Source organism: Candidatus Thiosymbion oneisti (genome assembly GCF_004359955.1).
GTDB lineage: Bacteria > Pseudomonadota > Gammaproteobacteria > Chromatiales > Chromatiaceae > Thiosymbion > Thiosymbion oneisti.
Map to the genome: position 1 here is coordinate 89,323 of NZ_SMSC01000002.1, position 18,921 is coordinate 108,243.

At 61.9% G+C, this 18,921-nt stretch carries 20 protein-coding genes; 11 read left to right on the forward strand and 9 right to left on the reverse strand.

The features are described 5' to 3' along the window. Nucleotides 1-25: 25 nt before the first annotated feature. The 5 genes from E1958_RS01420 to E1958_RS01440 all read right to left on the reverse strand — a co-directional run bounded on the left by E1958_RS01420 (nucleotide 26) and on the right by E1958_RS01440 (nucleotide 3,642). Nucleotides 26-574, reverse strand: coding sequence for a gluconate 2-dehydrogenase subunit 3 family protein (locus E1958_RS01420; RefSeq protein WP_133510282.1), 549 nt, complete (start codon nucleotides 572-574; stop codon nucleotides 26-28). Then, complete coding sequence (locus E1958_RS01425; RefSeq protein ID WP_133510283.1) at nucleotides 574-1,035, reverse strand: DoxX family protein; 462 nt, start codon at nucleotides 1,033-1,035, stop codon at nucleotides 574-576. Before E1958_RS01425 ends, E1958_RS01420 begins: the two co-directional genes overlap by 1 nt. Nucleotides 1,036-1,146: 111 nt before the next feature. After that, a complete protein-coding gene (locus E1958_RS01430) occupies nucleotides 1,147-1,548 on the reverse strand; it encodes a BufA1 family periplasmic bufferin-type metallophore (RefSeq protein ID WP_089726231.1) in 402 nt (133 codons plus the stop codon). A gap of 584 nt (nucleotides 1,549-2,132) precedes the next feature. Continuing rightward, nucleotides 2,133-2,909 carry a HesA/MoeB/ThiF family protein gene (locus E1958_RS01435; RefSeq protein ID WP_133510284.1) on the reverse strand — a complete coding sequence of 259 codons (777 nt, stop codon included), beginning with the start codon at nucleotides 2,907-2,909 and terminating at the stop codon, nucleotides 2,133-2,135. Between the two features lie 19 nt (nucleotides 2,910-2,928). Beyond that, complete coding sequence (locus tag E1958_RS01440) at nucleotides 2,929-3,642, reverse strand: ATP-binding protein (protein ID WP_133510285.1); 714 nt, start codon at nucleotides 3,640-3,642, stop codon at nucleotides 2,929-2,931. Between the two features lie 831 nt (nucleotides 3,643-4,473). Here E1958_RS01440 and E1958_RS01445 point away from each other — a divergent pair. Then, nucleotides 4,474-5,679, forward strand: coding sequence for an exo-beta-N-acetylmuramidase NamZ family protein (locus E1958_RS01445; protein WP_133510286.1), 1,206 nt, complete (start codon nucleotides 4,474-4,476; stop codon nucleotides 5,677-5,679). A gap of 401 nt (nucleotides 5,680-6,080) precedes the next feature. On the opposite strand, the gene E1958_RS01450 is transcribed toward E1958_RS01445, so the two are convergent. The 3 genes from E1958_RS01450 to rpmE all read right to left on the reverse strand — a co-directional run bounded on the left by E1958_RS01450 (nucleotide 6,081) and on the right by rpmE (nucleotide 7,946). Then, nucleotides 6,081-6,266, reverse strand: a complete 186-nt coding sequence (locus tag E1958_RS01450) for a hypothetical protein (RefSeq protein WP_133510287.1) — start codon at nucleotides 6,264-6,266, stop codon at nucleotides 6,081-6,083. A gap of 168 nt (nucleotides 6,267-6,434) precedes the next feature. Continuing rightward, entirely contained in the window at nucleotides 6,435-7,721 is a 1,287-nt protein-coding gene (locus E1958_RS01455) for a glutamate-5-semialdehyde dehydrogenase (RefSeq protein ID WP_133510288.1), read from the reverse strand. A gap of 24 nt (nucleotides 7,722-7,745) precedes the next feature. Beyond that, complete coding sequence (rpmE, locus tag E1958_RS01460) at nucleotides 7,746-7,946, reverse strand: 50S ribosomal protein L31 (RefSeq protein WP_089724061.1); 201 nt, start codon at nucleotides 7,944-7,946, stop codon at nucleotides 7,746-7,748. 517 nt (nucleotides 7,947-8,463) lie between these two features. Between rpmE and E1958_RS01465 the strand changes: the two genes are divergently transcribed. From E1958_RS01465 to E1958_RS01510, 10 genes are all read left to right on the forward strand, one after another. Beyond that, nucleotides 8,464-9,228 (forward strand): DUF3050 domain-containing protein, encoded by a 765-nt coding sequence (locus E1958_RS01465; protein ID WP_133510289.1) that lies wholly within the window; start codon nucleotides 8,464-8,466, stop codon nucleotides 9,226-9,228. 834 nt (nucleotides 9,229-10,062) lie between these two features. Continuing rightward, nucleotides 10,063-10,386, forward strand: a complete 324-nt coding sequence (locus E1958_RS01470) for a hypothetical protein (protein WP_133510290.1) — start codon at nucleotides 10,063-10,065, stop codon at nucleotides 10,384-10,386. 14 nt (nucleotides 10,387-10,400) lie between these two features. Then, complete coding sequence (locus E1958_RS01475) at nucleotides 10,401-12,182, forward strand: hydantoinase B/oxoprolinase family protein (RefSeq protein WP_133510291.1); 1,782 nt, start codon at nucleotides 10,401-10,403, stop codon at nucleotides 12,180-12,182. A 194-nt stretch (nucleotides 12,183-12,376) separates the two neighbouring features. Next, entirely contained in the window at nucleotides 12,377-13,576 is a 1,200-nt protein-coding gene (gene alaC, locus E1958_RS01480; RefSeq protein WP_133510292.1) for an alanine transaminase, read from the forward strand. A 181-nt stretch (nucleotides 13,577-13,757) separates the two neighbouring features. Then, a complete protein-coding gene (locus tag E1958_RS01485; protein ID WP_133510293.1) occupies nucleotides 13,758-14,000 on the forward strand; it encodes a hypothetical protein in 243 nt (80 codons plus the stop codon). Beyond that, the gene (locus E1958_RS01490; protein WP_089726205.1) at nucleotides 13,997-14,215 is read left to right on the forward strand and encodes a DUF2283 domain-containing protein; all 219 of its coding nucleotides are present in this window, start codon (nucleotides 13,997-13,999) and stop codon (nucleotides 14,213-14,215) included. Before E1958_RS01485 ends, E1958_RS01490 begins: the two co-directional genes overlap by 4 nt. Nucleotides 14,216-14,281: 66 nt before the next feature. After that, the gene (locus tag E1958_RS01495) at nucleotides 14,282-15,598 is read left to right on the forward strand and encodes a homoserine dehydrogenase (protein WP_133510294.1); all 1,317 of its coding nucleotides are present in this window, start codon (nucleotides 14,282-14,284) and stop codon (nucleotides 15,596-15,598) included. 18 nt (nucleotides 15,599-15,616) lie between these two features. Further along, nucleotides 15,617-15,739 (forward strand): HigA family addiction module antitoxin, encoded by a 123-nt coding sequence (locus tag E1958_RS01500; RefSeq protein ID WP_424945059.1) that lies wholly within the window; start codon nucleotides 15,617-15,619, stop codon nucleotides 15,737-15,739. Nucleotides 15,740-15,845: 106 nt separating this feature from the next. Further along, nucleotides 15,846-16,256, forward strand: coding sequence for an SseB family protein (locus E1958_RS01505; protein WP_243725216.1), 411 nt, complete (start codon nucleotides 15,846-15,848; stop codon nucleotides 16,254-16,256). Continuing rightward, nucleotides 16,257-17,789 (forward strand): ABC transporter substrate-binding protein, encoded by a 1,533-nt coding sequence (locus E1958_RS01510; protein ID WP_243448516.1) that lies wholly within the window; start codon nucleotides 16,257-16,259, stop codon nucleotides 17,787-17,789. Between the two features lie 328 nt (nucleotides 17,790-18,117). Here E1958_RS01510 and E1958_RS01515 read toward each other — a convergent pair whose 3' ends face one another. Further along, a complete protein-coding gene (locus E1958_RS01515) occupies nucleotides 18,118-18,876 on the reverse strand; it encodes an SDR family oxidoreductase (RefSeq protein WP_207787913.1) in 759 nt (252 codons plus the stop codon). Nucleotides 18,877-18,921: the final 45 nt, after the last annotated feature.

Here is an 18,921-nt window from a genome sequence, read left to right on the forward strand (position 1 = left end):
CCAGGATCCTTGAGGGATCCAACACCTACGCCCGTAGCTCGAAATACCGCTGACCCAATCCAGGGCGTCGGTGTCCCGGCTCGACCCGGAGCCAGCGCCAGCCGATCCCGTCCGGATTGCCCCCGTAGATCGGATCGGCAAGCAGGGCCTCGAACAGGTAATCGAGCACCAGCAGGAGCCACTCGGTGCCGCCCTCCTCGGCCTCCAAAGTGCGCAGGGCCCGCTCGCGAGCGGACGGACTAAGCGCCGCGAAGGTGCCGCCTGCGGTTTGCGCCGCGATCTCGCGGAGCCGGTCCAAACCTGAGCGCAGGATCCGCGGTTCTGCAGGATCGGTCCCTTGCCAACCCATTACGAACCGGAGATAGCTCAGGGCATTGACTTCGCGCGCGCCGGGGGCCTGGGCCTCCGACGGGAACAGGTGCTCCTGGACCAGGCCCAGGGTGCGCCAGCCTTCCGGCTCGATGCCGGCGCCGGACAGGGTTGCCGGCTCCGCCGCGGCAAAGGCCTCGAGACGCACGAGTGCCCCGGCGGACAGAAAGGCCCCGGTGGAGGCAAGGAAGGCACGGCGATCCATCAGCGATAGCGGCGCAAAATCAAATGATCCAGCGACAGCTTGCCCGGACCGTGGAAGACGAGCATCGCCAAGAGGGCGCCCCACAGGATATGTTGCTGCAGCCCCGCGGCACCGTCGTCGGAGAACAAGAAGCTGCCATAGGCATAGACGGCGACGAGGTTGAACAGGAACAGGGCCAGCGACGAGAGCCGCGTAGCCAGGCCGATCGCGATCAGGACCGGCAGGGTCAGCTCGGCGGCGGTACCCAGAACGGCCGCGACCGCCGGCGGCAGCAAGGGCACCTCGTACTCGTCTTTGAAAAGCGCCAAGGTGCCGGACCAGCTCTGGATCTTGGTCAGGCCGGACATGAAGAAGACCTGGGCCACCCAGAGCCGAATGGCGAGATCGAAGAGCGGACTTAGGAAGGTGAAAAAACCGGTACAGCGGTCGAAGGCACGGAAGATGATGCCGGGTTGAGACATGATGACTCCTTGTCTTTCAGGCAAACGGACTGCGGGCGAGGGGACCTCCTCCGGGAGGTAGTCGACTCACGGAGCAGGTGGCCGCTGAACGGCCACCCGCCGTTGGAGTCCTTACTTGTCCTTATCTATCCCCAGGGCTTCCTTCGTATCATCGAAGATCTTCTTGAGCCCCCCTGTCTCCTCTTCCTTCTTCTCCTTCAGTTCCTTTTCCTTCTCTTTCAGCTCCTTGTCTTTGTATTTGTCCTTGTACTTGTCATCCTTCTTGTCCTTTAGCTTACCGTCGGCTAACTTCTTGCAGGTCCCCTTGGGCACATAGACCCACTCCTTCGGATCCTTGTCCTTCTTGGCCTGACCAGCGCAGGAATGGCCCTTGGCCCCACAGTCGTTCATCCCGGCCTTGGCGACGCCGTAGCACTTCTCGAACCCCTTCTTGGCGGCAAGCGCGTTGCCGGAGGTAGCCAGACCAAACGCGAGCACGGAGGCGAGGGCACTCATGGTTACAGACTTGTACATTGAAAAATCCTCTTCTGGAACAATTAGGTAAGGCCAAGCCTTCAGACCACCTGCAGCGACTCGGAGGCCGGACAGTCAGACAAGAAGACCCGCCCGCAGCGACAATTCTCTACGCTGCAATGTGGATTCTAATCGGAATTCCGGTTTCGTGCGCTACCTTTTGCGGATGCGATCCTGAATTATTCGGCGTTGTCCGGAGGGAAAAGATTCCTCCTATGTCGGGATAAGAAAGATCCCTCCTGCGTCGGGACAGGGTTTGACGTGTTGCGTTCGACGCACCAAGGCTCGTTGATCTACGGCCAGGCCAGTGCCGGCGTCTTAACGCAACCTACACCTACATTATCCCCCACCTGGCCTGCCCGCGCGGACCTTGCTTTAAGTGTAGGTTGGGTTAGGCGCGCTGTCCGATCCCGAAGCATAGCGACAGGACTGAACGCGCCGTAACCCAACACGTCAGATCCCACAACCAACACCAAATAACCCAGGACCGCGCCCCGACGGGCACGGCATCGAACGCGGCGTAACGCAACACGACGCCAGGATCCGTTTCAACCAAACAGTTCCTTAAGGATCTAGCCCGCGGATCAGGAATCGGCACAGCCCGATTGTGCCGCGGATGGTCGGACACCACATACGGGGCAATCCGGATCGGCAGTGACTCGGACAGTGCGGCACTCCATGGTCATGGCGTCCAGCAGCAGCAGCCGCCCGAACAGGGGATCGCCCGCGCCGGTGAGGAGCTTGAGGGTCTCGGTGGCCTGGATACTGCCGACGATGCCCACCACCGGGGCGAGCACCCCAGTGGCGGCACAGGTCTCGTCCAGGCTGCCGTCACGCGGATAGAGGCACTGATAACAGGGACCGCCGGGCGTTCCCGAGAATACGGCCACTTGGCCCTCGGCGCGGATGGCGGCCCCGGAGATCAGGGGCACACCCACCCGGAAACAGGCCTCATTGACGGCGAAGCGGGTGGTAAAGTTATCGCAGCCATCCACCACCGCGTCCACTCCGGCGAGCAAGGCGGGCAGGGTGTTCGCGTCGATACTGCCCTTGAATCCTTCGATCCTGACCTGCGGATTGATGGCCTGTAGGGTCTGCCGGGCAGAGTCCACCTTCGGCATCCCGATGCGCGCGCTGGTATGCAGGATCTGACGCTGGAGGTTGGACAGATCGACGGTGTCGAAATCCGCGACCACCAGGGTCCCGATCCCCGCCGCGGCCAGGTAGATAGCCACCGGTGAGCCCAATCCGCCGAGCCCCACCACCAGCACGCGCGCCCTGAGCAGCCGTTCCTGCCCCTCGACACCCACCGTCGGCAGCATGATCTGGCGGCTGTAGCGCAGCAATTGGTCATCGTTCATGGAGGAGGGTCTTTGGTCTTCAACATTCACCGACCGGGCCGGCGGCAAAATCCTTTGGCCGGAAGGCGTCATCATTGCGCAGGATAACCAGCCCCTCGCGCCCCAGGGTCAGTACGAACAGCCCTTGGCGATAGGCATACCGATCCGCGGATTCGTCTATACTTAAGGCGGCAACCGCTCCGAACAGGCGGTAGCCCCGGTATTCGGGGAAGAACTCCGGAAACCGCTTCAGGTCCTTAAGGAGCGCGCGCACGTCGTTCACCCGCAGGGTGCTCTTGACCTCCACCACCACTAGGGCATCCCCGTCCACCAGCAGCAGGTCGATCTCCAGCTCCTCCCCGCCTTGGCGCACCCGCGGCCGCTCCAGGCTGCGATTGACCGCGATCCCCCGCGCCCGAAACAGCTCGACCACCCCTGGCTCCACGAGGGCCTCGAGCAACCGGCCCCACTGGCTGGTAAACAGGTTCTCGGCCGCCCGGGTCTGGGCGGAAAGGGCTGCGATTTCCCGCTCCGTGGCCTCGAAACGCCGGTCGAGACGCCGGTCGGTTTCTCGGAAACGCTGGTCGGTCTCCGCGATGCGCTGGTCAGTCTCTTTGAAGCGCTGGTCGAGACGCTGGTCGGTTTCCCGGAAACGCCGGTCGGTCTCTGCGATGCGCTGGTCGAGGCGCCGGTCGGTTTCCCGGAACAGGGTCCAGATCGACTCGACGGCTTGTTCTATCTCCACTTGGGTCATGGTTCTACGCCCAGGGGCATGTCGATTTAGGGCAATCTAACCGGGATGGGCCTTGGTTGACAAGGCGCGACCCACGGCAACGCCGATAGGGTTCTTGTCGCAAGGCAGCTTTTACCGCAGCGAGCGGTCACAAAGGATTTCTTGTACCGGCTCGGTGCGGGGAAGGGGAATCACGGATGTCGAGTGGGCTGTGCCCACCAGGGAGACCCGATATTGAGGGCGCAGCCCATACTGGTGGGCGTGGCCCACCCTAGAGGTCCTGCCCGCCGGGTCGTCGCTTAGAGACTGTCTAGGAACTCCCTTGCCGTAGATGGCTTGATGAAAATTAACGCTATGTTTATAAAGGTTTTTGTCAGATAAAGGCGGTCTAAAAAGACGGTCTCTTTCGCGCTCACGCCGTCTTGTCCGCTCTAGCGGACTCAACTCCTCTGTGCTGATCGGCATTGGCTGTTAGCTTACGGTCTTGTGCTTGTGTGCCATAAAACACCTCTCCAGACGCTCAAACAGTGGTACTCACAGCAACCCCATCTCTTCAAAAAAATTTCACGTAATCATCCGGGACCTGACACATAGGCAATAAGTACGAAAGCCCCTCTCCCGCCGAGAGGGTATCGCAAAAACGGTGGCGTCAGCTGCCAGTCTGTGAAGTTTAAACCACAGAGGACACAGAGAACGCAGAGCATTGGCCGCTTCCTTGTCTCTGTGTTCTCTGCGTTCTCTGTGGTTCGAAATGATTTTTGCGACACCCTCCCGCCGGGGAAGGGTTGGAGAGAGGCAATCGAATAGATGCCAAGGTGAGTCACGCACTCAGCCCTACTAGAGGACACAAGCATGCGACCGGGAATCGACGAACTCCTGCGGGACCCCCGGCGGCGTAAGCCGCTGGCAGACAAACGCCTGGCCTTACTCGGCCACCCCGCGTCCCTGACGGCGGACGGTCGTCATACGCTGGATGCCCTCATGGACTGCCCCGAAACCCGGTTGACAGCTGCATTCGGGGCCCAGCACGGCATGCGCGGGGACAAGCAGGACAACATGATCGAGAGCGCGGACTACCTGGACCCGCGCCACCGCATCCCGGTGTTCAGCCTGTACGGGGAGGTCCGCTATCCGACCGCTGCCATGTTGGACACCTTCGATGTCCTGCTGGTGGATCTGCAGGACATCGGGACCCGCATCTACACCTATGTGACCACGCTCGCCTATCTGCTGGAGGCCTGCGCCGCCAAGGGCAAGGCCCTGTGGGTACTGGACCGCCCGAATCCCGCCGGCCGTCCCGTAGAAGGCAGCCTCCTGGAGACGGGCTGGGAGAGCTTTGTCGGCGCCGCGCCCATCATCATGCGCCACGGCCTCACCTTTGGCGAGCTGGCGCTCTGGCTCGCCGCCGCCAAGGGCCTGGCACTCGACCTGGAAGTGGTCACCATGGCCGGCTACCAGCCGCAGGCGGGGCCCGGCTATGGTTGGCCCCTGCATCAGATCCCCTGGGTCAATCCCAGCCCCAATGCCTCCAGCCTCAACATGGCCCGCTGCTTTCCCGGCACCGTGCTGTTCGAAGGCACCACCCTGTCCGAAGGACGCGGGACCAGCACCCCCCTGGAGGTAATCGGCGCCCCCGACCTGGACTGCATGCGCGTACTCGAACGCATGTCCAAGCTGCGGCCCGACTGGCTGGAAGGTTGCCTGCTCCGCAGCTGCTGGTTCGAGCCCAGCTTCCACAAGCACGTCGGTAAGCTGTGCTCGGGGCTCCAGATCCACACCGACAATCACGCCTATCGGCACGCGCGCTTCAAGCCCTACCGGATTGCCGCCCTGCTGCTCAAATCCGTGCGACTGGAGTATCCCGACTACCCGCTGTGGCGGGATTTCCCCTATGAATACGAGACCGAGCGACTCGCCATCGACCTGCTCACCGGCGGGACCTTCCTCCGCGAGTGGGTGGACGACCCCGCCGCCGGACCGGCCGATCTGGAGGCCCGGCTGGTCCCTGACGAAACCGCATGGACCCGGAACCGGCAACCCTTTCTACGCTATCCCTGACTGCCTGCGCCTGCGTGTTTCAAACGCCTTGGCGGTTCATTCGTGTCCCTAATACAGCAGTGTTTCTCGTTCCCACGCGCTGCGTGGGAACCTGGTTGCTCCGCGCAGCGGAGAGCATCAGGCCTGTGTCCACCATTCCGTTCTTGTAATAGGCCAACTTTGCCAATAGCTGTGTCGGTAGTGGTTAAATTTAAATGCGACCTAATGCTTTGAACTCCACCGTTTTGCCATCCTTGGCCCTGGATTCCGGCAATCCCTGCCGGAATGACGAGGGAGGGGTTGGCAGACTTCAGCATTTAGAATTTATCCACTACCGCTGTGTCGAGTTCCTGGCCCGCAGATAATCGATAACTGTCGGGTCCCACATGTTTCCGTGAAAATAGGCCGAAACTTGGGCATTTTCATGCGCTGGCCGGTACATCCAGCGAATCGGGATACATTTCGATACCCAAGTGTTCACCGACCCGGCGCGCCCGATCATCGATCATGGGCGATACCACGATCATGCGGGTTGCTTGCCTTTTATGATGCCGCTCATAAAAGCGGACCTTGCGCTCGAAGGTGTGCATGTCGGATTTGCTCATCATGCCCCGTTGCTTGATTTGATCCCCTCTCCCCGGCCCTCTTCCTCCGGGAGAGGGGGTGCTGTGTGTGGCGTGCCCAACCCACTGCGAGTGGCAATGTTTTCATTTGAACCTTAATCGCTACCCGCCGTCGATTATATATTCATGCCGAAATTGCTGTTGCTTTTAGGATCAACTGCGGACTTCCCCGTCGCCCAGGACCACGAACTTGACAGAGGTGAGTCCTTCCAGACCCACGGGGCCGCGGGCGTGAAATTTGTCGGTGCTGATGCCGATCTCGGCGCCGAGCCCGTACTCGAACCCGTCCGCGAAGCGTGTCGAAGCGTTGACCATCACCGAGCTCGAGTCGACCTCGTGCAGGAACCGTCGGGCCCGGCCGTAGTTTTCCGTGATAATAGCGTCTGTGTGTTGGGAGCCGTAACGGGCGATATGTTCGACGGCGGCGTCCAGATCCGCGACCAGGCGCACGGATAAGATGGGGGCCAGATACTCGGTGTCCCAATCGGCCTCCGTGGCCTCCAGCGCGTAGGGCAGGATCTTCCGGGTACGGGGGCAACCCCTCAGCTCCACGCCCCGTTCCCGGAAGGCCGCCCCGAGCCTGGGCAGAATCGTCTCGGCGATGTCCTCCGCCACCAACAGGGTCTCCATGGTATTGCAGGTCCCGTAGCGTTGGGTCTTGGCATTCAGGGCCACGTCGAAGGCCTTTTCCGGATCGGCCGCGGTGTCGATGTAGACGTGGCAGACGCCGTGGAGGTGCTTGATCACCGGCACCCTGGCCTCACGGCTGATGCGCTCGATCAGACCCTTGCCGCCGCGCGGGATGATGACGTCCACGAATTCGGGCATGGCGATCATGGCGCCTACCGCGGAGCGATCCGTGGTGGCGACCACCTGTACCCCGTCCGCGGGCAACCCGGTCTGCTCGAGCCCGTACCGGATGCTTCGAGCAAGTGCCTGGTTCGAACGAAGGGCCTCGGAGCCGCCGCGCAGCACCGTGGCATTACCGGATTTAATACACAGGGCCGCGGCGTCCGCGGTGACGTTCGGCCGAGACTCGTAGATGATCCCCACCACCCCCAGCGGGACCCGCATGCGTCCGACCTGGATCCCGCTGGGGCGGTAGGTCAGATCTGTGATAGCACCCACCGGATCGGACAGACGTGCAATCTGGTGCAGTCCCTCGATCATGGTGTCGACCCGCGCCGGAGTCAGCTCCAGCCGGTCGAGCAGGGCCGGGTCCAGCCCCTTCGCGGCGCCGGCCTCCAGATCGCCGCGGTTGGCCTCCGCCAAGGTATCGCGCCGACGGTCGATAGCGTCGACGATGGCCGCTAGAGCCCGGCTCTTGGCCGTCGTATCCGCGCGGGCCAGCACCCGGGACGCGGCCCGCGCCCGCTCCCCAAGATCGCGCATGTAAGCGGCGATGTCGCCGCTCTGGGTCTCCGGCACGGATTCGGGCATGTGCATGAATCCTCCCACGGATACTCAGCGTCCGTATTTGCGGCGGAACTTATCGACGCGTCCGGCGGTGTCCACAATCTTCTGCTTGCCGGTGTAGAAGGGATGGCAAGCGGAGCAGACCTCGATGTGGATGTCCTTTCCGAGGGTGGAACGGGTGGCGAACCTGTTGCCGCAGCTGCACACGACCTTGATATCGCCGTACTTTGGGTGGATTCCCGCTTTCATGATAGCTCTACTCGCCCCGCTTCTGATTAGGTTCATTATTTTAGTAAACTGTGTAGAATGCCATTCGGGGTGTCTAATTGCAATCCATAGCCGCTTCCGGCGGGACATGAGCCTGAAGCGAGGGCGTGATTCCAATGTGAGATGAGCCTGAAGGCGGCCGGTGTCGGCATTATCAACAACCCCCAACAATCGGTAGCCTGAATCCGGCCCTCACTCTTCCTCCTTCAGGCTCATTTCAGGTCAGATCTACCGAAGCGGTTGATAACCTTGCCCATAGGCCACAAAAGACTTCTACCAGCTCCTTTGGCACTGACAACTGTCATCACCCTGCCCTGCTTGTTCAAGCAGGTTTCCAACCCTCTTTCGCTTGCTGCGCTCATCCCTTAGAGCCTACCATGAGGCCGTGTGGCTCCACTGGTTCTCGGAGTCATAATCGTTGCGGTTCCTCCGGCACCTCGACCTACCCGGGGCTACACCCGGCATACCTCGATCAACCCCCGGTCCCAGGAATCCAAACATGTTTGTCGATGAGCTGAAGAATCTACAAATGGAGTTGATCGCACATCCGATCTACAACGCCGTCGAGACCATGGACGATCTGCACCGGTTCATGCGGGTCCACGTCTTCGCGGTATGGGATTTCATGAGCCTGGCCAAGCGCCTGCAAAACTTCCTGACTTGTGTCCAGGTCCCATGGATTCCCCCGGAAGATGAGGCATCGGCGCGGCTGATCAACGACATCGTCCTCAACGAGGAGTCCGACGTCGATCGCGACGGCAGCCCGGCCAGCCATTTGACCCTCTACTTGAAAGGGATGCGAGAGGTCGGCGCGCCGACCCGGATGTTCGACACCTTTTTGTGCTGTCTGAAGCAAGGAGATGGGATCGACGAGTCCCTTGAGGCGGCGTGCGTGCCCCGCTACGCACGCGAGTTCGTGCATTCGAATCTCACGTTGGCACAGCGGGGCAGCCGGGAAGAGGTGGCCGGTAACTTTCTATTCGGTAGAGAGGACTCTATCCCTAAGATGTTCCGGAAGCTGCTTGCGACCCGGGGTATTCCCGCCGAGGAGGCACCCGGCATGGTCTACTATCTGGAGCGGCACATCGAGCTGGACAGCGAGCAACACGGACCGGCCGCGATAAACATTCTCAAAAGGATGATCGGAGACGATCACGACCGCTATACCAAGGCCCTGGAGAGCGCCCGGCAGGCAATCCGCGCGCGCATCCGCCTGTGGGACGGGATTCTCTCCGACATTCGCTCAGCGGCGGAGCCCGGATAAGGCCGCTGAAGCACATAGCGCGGTCCTGGGTTGTTTGGCATTGGTTGTGGGATCCGGCTGGAATCTGAGTTCTTGGTCATGCCAAAGGGTCCCGGCTTCGTTGAATATCCAACCTTTGAAACAGGATACGAAGCCCTGAAACGGGCCATGGCCGACTTCCAGAATGTAACGCCGGAGACCATAACGCCAGTTGTTTTCGATATTCCGATCTCCCTGATCGTCCTTCGCTGCGTACTGGGATTCACGCCCCCGGAATGGGCCTCAATGCCATTAAGTTAAGCCTCAAAGCCCCTCTCCCGGCGGGAGGGTGTCGCAACAGCCCCGCTCCCGGTCTCTGGTTCCCACGCAGCGCGTGGGAACGAGAAAACTAAGCCTGACTGATGACCATTTGACCGGCAACTCGGCATTCAGGTTTTACCCGATAGCCAGAAGGACCAACGAAATATCGGTAGTTCCGGGAGCCGACAGAATGTCGGCGATCCCAGGACCGACAACGTGTCGGCGGTTCCGGGACGCGAGTCCGGTTGGGACCGCCGTCTTCAGACGGCTTACGGACCCTATGACCAGCTGGCGGCAACGCTCAGAGCAGACGCCTCTGGGCGCACCGGATAACGCCGGACCGCCGGCAGGTTTGATTCCCGTGTATACGAATGGTGGACACCGGCCCGATGTTCTCCGCGGCGCGGAGTTCCAGGTTCCCACGCAGCGCGTGGGAACGAGAAAGACCGCGTCGGGCGTCACCTTTTACGACACCCTCGGCGGGAGAGGGGTTGGGGTGAGGGCGAAAAAACAGCGCACGATCGATCACAAACCGCGTCGGTAACGCTTAACTTAATGGCATTGGAATGGGCCTACTACGCCAGGCAGCACACGGGAACCGAGGTTACCCAGGGTGCAGCGCGTACCATCGACCGGAATATCCGTATGGAGCCAGATAAGCCACTCAAGCGATCCGGCGGCGTCACGGAGCAGCGGATTCATGCGCTGATTGCCGCAGCCTGCGACATACTCAAGAAGGGTGCGCCAGCGGTTTCTGCCGACAAACTTCACCGACTCGCTAAAGCGGATACGGCTGCAGGACTTACCAGCATCCAGTCCCTTGCCGATTTGGGTGTTCCCTATGCCGTGCTTCTGTACGAACGATTTCTTGCGCGGTAAATCGGAGACAATCCTTGGCTCCGCCGGCATTAGACCCGATAGAACTCAGCATCTTTTCCAGCCGCTTGGAGGCAGTCTGTGACGAAATGGGGGCGGTGCTGCGCAACGCCGCCTTCTCCCCCAATATCCGCGACCGGCTCGATTTCTCCTGTGCCGTATTCGATCGCGCCGGCAAGCTCTGCGCCCAGGCCGCCCACATCCCGGTCCATCTGGGTAGCATGGCCTTTGCCATGGCCTCCGTGGTCGCTGCCATGCAGTGGGATGAGGGCGATATAGTGATCCTCAACGACCCCTTTCTGGGTGGGACCCATCTGCCGGATGTGACCGTCATCGCCCCCCTTTTTGCCGACCGCCGGCTCGTTGCCTTCGTGGTGAATCGGGCCCACCATGCGGACATCGGGGCGCGTGCACCAGGCTCCATGCCCATCTCCCGTTCGATCCATGAAGAGGGGCAGATCATCGCGCCTGTGCACCTGATGCGGCGCGGCTCCCTCGACGAGCAGCTGTTGGCGTCCATCACTGGCAACACCCGCAACCCGGCAGACGCCGGGGGTGATTTTTACGCCCAAATCAGCGCCAATCGGGCCGGTCTGGCCCGGCTCGGCGAGCTCGTTGCCCGGCGCGGACCCGAGGTATTCCAAACCGACCTGGCGGCCTTGAACGACTATGGTGAACGCCTGGCCAGAGGCGCCCTCAGGACCATCCCGGACGGCACCTATGGCTTCGAAGATTGGATGGACGACGATGGTCAGGGAAACCGGGATATCCGGATTCGGGTCCGGGTTCGGATGCAGGACGGAACCGCTGAGGTCGATTTTACGGGCACGGCGAGGCAGGTGCCGGGCAACATCAACTGTCCGTTGGCGGTCGCCGCGGCGGCCGTCTTCTATGTATTCCGCTGCCTCATGCCGGCCCAGACGCCCGCCTGTGCCGGCAGTCTGCGGCCGGTAAGTCTGGCGGCCCCTGGCGGTTGTCTGCTCAACGCCCGCTACCCCGCCGCGGTAGCAGCGGGCAATGTGGAGACCAGCAGCCGCATCGTGGACGTCGTTACGGGGGCGTTGGCCCAGGCGGTTCCCGAGCGCATCCCGGCGGCCAGTCACGGCAGCATGAACAACCTGGCTATGGGCGGTACCGCTTGGGACTACTATGAGACCATCGGCGGCGGCATGGGGGCCGGGGCGATGGGTGGCGGACACTCAGGTGTACAGACCCACATGACCAACACCCTGAACACCCCGATCGAGGTGCTGGAGACCCGCTTTCCCCTGCGGATCACAAAGTATGGCCTGCGCCGCGGGTCCGGCGGACCGGGGCGGCGGGCCGGCGGCGACGGACTGGTGCGAGAGCTGGAATTTCTCTCCCCCACGGATGTTTCCCTGATTACGGAACGCCGCCGCCATGCCCCCTGGGGTGCTGCCGGCGGCGGATCGGGACGAACGGGCCGGAATCTGCTTAACGGCCACGAGCTACCGGGAAAGGTCGCCCTGGAGGTAGCCACCGGGGACTGCCTGCGGATCGAGACACCGGGTGGCGGCGGTTGGGGCAGTACCGACCAGGCAACACACAAGGGCGAAGCGGGAAGACAAAAAGGAGACCACTCCCAACCCCCCGGACCAACGCCGGGAAGTGGATCAACCGGGGCATTGGTATTAATCCCATGCGCGGAATTATCGGGGCCTGGAGGGAATGGAACCCGCGTCGACCGAATGGAGGACACCGGCTTGAAACACTCCGCGGCGCGGAGCCACCACGTTCCCACGCAGCGCGTGGGAACGAGAAAAAGATGCAGGCACTGATGCTACCGAGATCAGCGAGCCTTTATGCGTCGAACGCAACACATTAGATCCTCCCCGGACAACGCCGAATCATTCAGGATTGCTACCGAAATTCGCACACGCCCATCCGGCATGTGTAGCCGGTGTGTTTGAAACCTGCATCCGGGGCGGTACACTCCTCTTAATTTGATTGTGCCGTTTCCTGCCAGGAGTCCATCGTCGTGCCCCATCACGAGTTCCGCTGCATCAAGCGTCTGCCGCCCTATGTTTTCAGCATCGTCAATCAGCTGAAGGCGGAGGCGCGGGCGCGGGGGGAGGACATCATCGATTTCGGCATGGGGAACCCGGATCAACCGCCGCCGCCGCATGTCGTGGATAAACTGGTGGAGGCCTCCCAGCGCAGGGATACGCATCGCTATTCGGTCTCGCGCGGTATCCCGCGCCTGCGCCGCGCCATCTGCAACTGGTACCGCCGGCGTTATGATGTACAGCTGGACATGGACACTCAGGCGATCGTGACCATCGGCTCCAAGGAGGGTCTGGCGCACCTCGCCCTGGCGACCATGGGGGCCGGCGACACGGTACTGGTACCCAATCCCGCTTATCCCATTCATCCCTATGGTTTCATCATCGCCGGGGCGGACGTGCGACATGTTCCCATGGTGCCGGGGATGGACTTCTTCGATGAACTACGCAAGGCCATCCAAGACTCCTGGCCCAAGCCGAAGCTGTTGGTCCTCAATTTCCCGAGCAATCCCACCACCCGTTGCGTGGATCTCGACTATTTCGAGGAGGTCGTCGCCATCGCCCGCGAGCACGGCATCTGGGTGATTCACGACCTGGCCTATGCGGATATCGTCTTCGACGGCTATCGGGCCCCTTCGATCCTCCAGGTAGCGGGCGCCGAGGAGGTCGCGGTGGAGTCCTTCTCGCTCTCGAAGAGCTACAACATGCCCGGCTGGCGGATCGGATTCATGTGCGGCAACCGGGAGCTGATCGCCGCCCTGGCGCGGATCAAGTCTTACCTGGATTATGGGACCTTCACGCCGATCCAGGTGGCGGCCATCACCGCCTTGGAGGGCCCTCAGGACTGTGTGGCCGAGATCCGTGATCGCTACCAGCGCCGCCGGGATGTGTTGTGTGATGGACTCACGGCGGCGGATTGGCGGATCGAGAAGCCCAAGGCCACCATGTTTGTGTGGGCGCCGATCCCCGAGCCTTACCGGGAGCTGGGCTCGCTGGAGTTCTCCAAGAAGTTGCTGCGGGAGGCCAAGGTCGCAGTCTCACCCGGGATCGGCTTCGGCAAGTATGGGGATGACCATGTGCGCTTCGGCCTGATCGAGAACGAGCATCGTACCCGCCAGGCCGTCCGCGGCATCCGCGACATGCTGCGGTGCGATGCCCGTGGTCATTAGAAATATGGTAACCGTTCAGCCCCCACCTCCGTCATTCCGATAATATTTAGCTGCCGGCGACCCGATGCCGTGGTCCGGCTCCACGGTAACTTTCAAGCACAGTGCCACGCGGCATCGGGCGCCTGGGCCAAGCCATTGGCCAGAAGCTGAGGAACGTAACGCCAGGAAAATAGTTTGCCTTATGAAGGAATACAAGTTCACTGACTATTTTGAGAACGAGGTCCTGCGCAAACGGTCTTATATCAAAAAGGTGTGGTGTATCCGAGTCGTTGAGAATCCAATGAAATCCGAGCTGCAAGAACACAATCGATACCGATTCTGGGCGGCAATCGAAGAACTGAAAGGACGTATACTTCGCGTGGTGACCCTTGAGGATAAAACTACGATTCGTAACGCCTTCCCCGACAGAGGTTTTAAGCTATGAAACTCAACTATTATCCGGATACGGACTCCTTGTACATCGACTTGTCAGGCCACACGAGCGTGGAAAGCCGTGAGATCTCAGAGGGGATTGTTCTGGATTACGACGAATTGGAATATGTGGTAGGCATAGATATAGATAATGCGAGTTCGAAGGTGGAGCTTCATGAACTCATGGTGAGCAAGATGCCGCTCGCAAAACAAACCATCACGAGCTGACAAATTAGCGAGAAATGGGCGAATATTCGCGTGTTTTTCCTGCCGGAACGAGAAGAGGAGAGACGTATGGAACCGGTGAATATCGGTTTGTTGGGAATGGGTACCGTCGGCGGCGGCACGGTGAGCGTGCTGGCAGGCAACGCGCGGGAGATCGCCCGCCGGGCCGGACGGGAGATCCGCATCGCCCATGCCGCGGCGCGTCACTATGATCCCCGGCGCATCAGCGGCCTGGACCGGATCGGACGCATTTCGGAAGACGCCTTTGCCGTGGTGGAAGATCCCGCCATCGAGATCGTCATCGAACTCATCGGGGGCTACTCGCCGGCCAAGGAGTTGGTGCTCAGGGCCATCGAGAAGGGCAAGCATGTGGTCACCGCCAACAAGGCCCTGATCGCCCTGCACGGTAACGAGATCTTCGCCGCTGCGCGCGAGCGGGGCGTGATGGTGGCCTTCGAGGCCGCCGTGGCCGGCGGTATTCCCATCATCAAGGCCCTGCGCGAAGGATTAGCGGCCAATCATATCGAATGGATCGCCGGTATCATCAACGGCACCGGCAACTACATTCTTACCGAGATGCGGGACCGGCGTCGGGATTTCGGCGATGTGCTTGCTGAGGCCCAGGCCCTGGGGTATGCGGAGGCGGATCCGACGTTCGACGTGGAAGGCATCGATGCCGCCCACAAGCTCACCATCCTGGGGTCGCTGGCCTTCGGTATCCCGTTGCAGTTCGACCGGACCTATACCGAGGGCATCTCCGAGATCGAGACCCAGGACGTCGGCCACGCGGCGGGCCTGGGCTACGCCATCAAGCACTTGGGTATCGCGCGCAAGACCGACCAAGGCATCGAGATGCGGGTCCACCCCACGCTCATCCCCCATCGGCGCTTGATCGCCAACGTGAACGGGGTCATGAACGCCGTTCTCGTCAAGGGCGATGCAGTGGGACCCACCCTCTACTACGGGGCGGGTGCCGGTGCCATGCCCACGGCCTCCGCGGTGGTGGCGGATGTGGTCGATGTGACCCGTGCGCTCACCACCGATCGCGACAACCGGGTCCCACATCTCGCGTTTCAGCCCCACCAGCTTTCAGACATGCCCGTGTTGTCCATGGAACAGGTCGAGACCGCCTACTATCTGCGCATCATCGCCCTGGATCAACCGGGCGTCATGGCCCGCATCGCCGGCATCTTAGGGGAGGAGGGCATCAGCATCGAGGCCATCCAGCAGAAGGAACCGCAGGAGGGCGATACCCATGTGCCCCTGATTATGCTCAGTCATCGGGTCCGTGAAGGCCGCATGAACCGGGCCCTCGCCCGCATCGAGGCTCTGGAGTCCGTGACGGGCAAGGTAGTGCGGATCCGGATGGAGCAGTTGGCGGGGTGAAAGGAAGTATTAAACGAAATCATGCACGGCCAGCGTGGTATTACCGCCGATACGGCGCTACGGTTAGGGCGTTATTTCGGCATATCGGCGCAGTTTTGGATGAACCTGCAAACCGGCTACGATCTGAGCTTGGCCCGGTAACGGACCGGTGAGGATATTCAAGCCCGGATCGAGCCCCTGAATAGGACGGCGTAAGGCATTCAGCCCGGCTTCCCCAAGCAATGCCGATTGCCCGAGGAGCAACCACGTGACTACCGATTTCCAACCCCAAAACGACCTGGAACGCCAGCTTATGGCCGCACAGGAGAATCGGATTCCGCCGGCGTCCTTTCTCCGGACCCTACTCGACTCCGAGGTCTTCATGCCCGTTTACGAGAAGCACCAAATCGGCGGCTTTGCAACCGACACCAAGGCCCGGCCGCTCAAGGTCCGGACCGAGGGCGGCGAAGAGGTGCTGGTGTTGTTCACGAATCCCGAGCGTGCCAAGGCCTTCGTGAAGGACTACCCCGGCTATGGCGGCGGCTTGGTCGTCGAGTTCACCTGGATCCTGGAGAAGCTGGGCATCGGTTACGGCATCACGCTCAACCCCGGCCTGGCGTTCGGTATCGATTTCGAGGCCCAGGACCTGGCCCGGATCGCGGCCATGGGCAGCAACTGATTGAGAACAGGTAAGGCTCTACTGTCAGCGGTTTTGCTCGGTATCCCGCTCGCCGGCTGCGATGACCGCATACCGGCCCGCATACCGGACGGAACCCTGCGCATGGGGCTCGCCACCGCGCCGCGCAACCTGGACCCCAGGTTCGCGACGGACGCCGCCTCCGAGCGCATCAACCGCCTGCTCTACCGGCGACTCGTGGCGTTCGACGCGGCGAGCCGGCCGATACCCGCGCTGGCCACCTGGGAGCAACCCACCCCGGCCCGCTATCTGTTCACCCTGGGGCAAGACGGGCGGATCTTCAGCGACGGCAGCCGGCTCGATGCCGAAGACGTCAAGGCGACCTATGCCTCCATCCTGGACCCCGCCGGTGCCTCCCCGCACCGTGCCCTGCTGAGCATCATCCAGGACATCAGGACCCACGGACCGGACCGGATCGAATTCAGGCTCGCCGAGCCCGATCCCCTGTTCCCCGCTTATCTCGGCATCGGCATCCTGCCGGCAGCCTTGATTCGGCGTGACCACGGGTTTCAACGCGCACCCGTGGGCAGCGGACCCTTTCGGTTCCTCGACTGGCCCGAGACCGGCCGTCTGCGCCTCGAACGCAGGCGTGACCGCCGGCGGTTGGAGCTGCTGCTAGTCAAAGACCCCAATGTCCGGGTCATGAAGCTGCTGCGGGGCGAGATCCACCTGTTGCAGAACGACTTGGCCCCGGAGCTCCTGGACTATCTGCGGGGGCGTCCCGAGGTGCGGGTGCGGGAGCTCGACGGGGCCAACTTCTCCTATCTCGGCTTCAACCTCCGGGACCCGGTCACCGGTCTGTTGCCGGTGCGCCGGGCCATCGCCCACGCCATCGACCGGCGGGCGATCCTGCGCTTTCTGTTCCGGGACGGGGGCCGACTCGCAGAGGCCATGTTCCCCCCGGAACACTGGGCCGGCGCTCCGGGGCTCGCGGGTTATGCCCATGATCCGGCCCGTGCCGAGGCGCTGCTGGCCGCTGCCGGATTCGGTCCCCAACAGCCTTTGCGGCTGGTCTACAAGACCTCCAGTGATCCCTTCCGCGTGCGCCTAGCCACCGTCATCCAGGCCCAATTGGCGCGGGTAGGCATCCGGGTCGAGGTCCGCAGCTATGATTGGGGCACCTTCTACGGCGACATCAAAGCGGGCCGCTTCCAGCTCTACAGCCTGTCCTGGGTGGGCATCCGCACCCCGGACATCTTCCGCTACGTCTTTCACAGCGCATCCGTTCCCCCGCAGGGGGCCAACCGGGGCCGCTATCGCAGCCCGCGCGCCGACCGCCTCATCGAAACGGCGCGGGCGGAGCAGGACCCGGAGCGCCAGGCCGAACACTACCGAGAGCTGCAGGCGCTGTTGTTGGAGGAGCTGCCCTACATCCCCCTGTGGTACGAGCATCAGGTCTACGCCTACCGCAGCGAGGTCCAGGGCTATCGGTTAGCCCCCGACGGCAACTATGACGGGCTGGCGGAGGTAGAGCTTGGATCCGGTGCTACGGAACGGCGGAAGGTTCATCGCTAGGCTCAAAGCGGGGTCCGTGCGGACAAGCAGCACGGCGGGCAACCCATGGGGTCGAACCCAATGGCAATGCCGGTCATTGGCGCGGTCCTGAATGATTTGTCGCGAAACCTTAATAGACAGGATTACTCAGGATTTACAGGATGCCTGCACGTTAAATAAAAATATCGGTAGTGGTGAATCGTTAATGGTAGAGGGTAGGTTGGGTTGCTGCGCGGCTGGGCGGACTCAATTCTTTTGGGACTATCAACTATGCTATCAGTTAGAAATTTACCACTACAAACTTGTCCCGACGCAGGACGGATCTTTCCCCCCAAACAACGCCAAATATTCAGGATTGCACTGTGGGAGGGCCAAAGCGGATGACCTTCTTGAGGGGCGACAGGTTGATCTCGTCCACCACGGTCCCGGGGGGTGCGTCGAGCATGGCGATGATCGCATCGGCGACGGCGTCCGGCGCGATGGCATTTTCGGAGGCCTCGCCGGGGCGGAAGGCAAGCCCCTCGAAGAAGCTGGTCCTCACCAAACCTGGGTTGACGATGCCGACCCGCACGCCAGCAGCAGCGCATTCCTGACGTAGGGAGTGCGCGAGCCCACGCAGTGCGGATTTGCAGGCGCTATAGACGGCGCCTTTGATGCCGCCCGACAAGGCGGTCTCCGAACCCATGAAGATCAGGTCGCCCCGCCCCCGCCGCTTGAGCAGAGGTAGAAAGGACCGCGCAACCAGAATATGTTGGGTCAGATTGAGATCTACGGATGCGCGGATCTGGTGCGGCGAGGACTGTTCCAGGTGACCGAAACGGCCAGCACCCGCATTGGATATGACCGCGTCCAACCCATTGTCAACCCAGGGGCGGTGATCCCCGGCAACCTGGGAAAGCCGCTGCGGCAGCGTATCCAGATCCGCCAGATCGACCGTAACCGCCTCGAAGCCGGCCCGGGGGAGGGACCAGTGCGAGAAATCCCGCCCGATGCCGATAACCCGGTCCCCCGCGTCCAACAGCTTGAGACTCAGCGCCTGCCCGATACCGCGGCTGGCACCGGTGATCAGGACCAGGCGCCGTTCCGGATTGTTATCCACCTTGGACACGAGAAGGCCCTATGTGATGGTTCGTTGCGAGCAATTTCCATTGGC

Excerpts from the sequence above, each read along its gene's own strand:
- E1958_RS01465 (WP_133510289.1), top strand. The coding sequence starts at position 8,464 with ATGTTTGTCGATGAGCTGAAGAATCTACAAATGGAGTTGATCGCACAT.
- E1958_RS01470 (WP_133510290.1), top strand. The coding sequence starts at position 10,063 with ATGGCATTGGAATGGGCCTACTACGCCAGGCAGCACACGGGAACCGAG.
- rpmE (WP_089724061.1), bottom strand. The coding sequence starts at position 7,946 with ATGAAAGCGGGAATCCACCCAAAGTACGGCGATATCAAGGTCGTGTGC.
- E1958_RS01420 (WP_133510282.1), bottom strand. The coding sequence starts at position 574 with ATGGATCGCCGTGCCTTCCTTGCCTCCACCGGGGCCTTTCTGTCCGCC.
- E1958_RS01490 (WP_089726205.1), top strand. The coding sequence starts at position 13,997 with ATGAAACTCAACTATTATCCGGATACGGACTCCTTGTACATCGACTTG.
- E1958_RS01445 (WP_133510286.1), top strand. The coding sequence starts at position 4,474 with ATGCGACCGGGAATCGACGAACTCCTGCGGGACCCCCGGCGGCGTAAG.
- E1958_RS01495 (WP_133510294.1), top strand. The coding sequence starts at position 14,282 with ATGGAACCGGTGAATATCGGTTTGTTGGGAATGGGTACCGTCGGCGGC.
- E1958_RS01440 (WP_133510285.1), bottom strand. The coding sequence starts at position 3,642 with ATGACCCAAGTGGAGATAGAACAAGCCGTCGAGTCGATCTGGACCCTG.
- E1958_RS01450 (WP_133510287.1), bottom strand. The coding sequence starts at position 6,266 with ATGATGAGCAAATCCGACATGCACACCTTCGAGCGCAAGGTCCGCTTT.
- E1958_RS01435 (WP_133510284.1), bottom strand. The coding sequence starts at position 2,909 with ATGAACGATGACCAATTGCTGCGCTACAGCCGCCAGATCATGCTGCCG.
- E1958_RS01455 (WP_133510288.1), bottom strand. The coding sequence starts at position 7,721 with ATGCCCGAATCCGTGCCGGAGACCCAGAGCGGCGACATCGCCGCTTAC.
- E1958_RS01430 (WP_089726231.1), bottom strand. The coding sequence starts at position 1,548 with ATGTACAAGTCTGTAACCATGAGTGCCCTCGCCTCCGTGCTCGCGTTT.
- E1958_RS01485 (WP_133510293.1), top strand. The coding sequence starts at position 13,758 with ATGAAGGAATACAAGTTCACTGACTATTTTGAGAACGAGGTCCTGCGC.
- E1958_RS01425 (WP_133510283.1), bottom strand. The coding sequence starts at position 1,035 with ATGTCTCAACCCGGCATCATCTTCCGTGCCTTCGACCGCTGTACCGGT.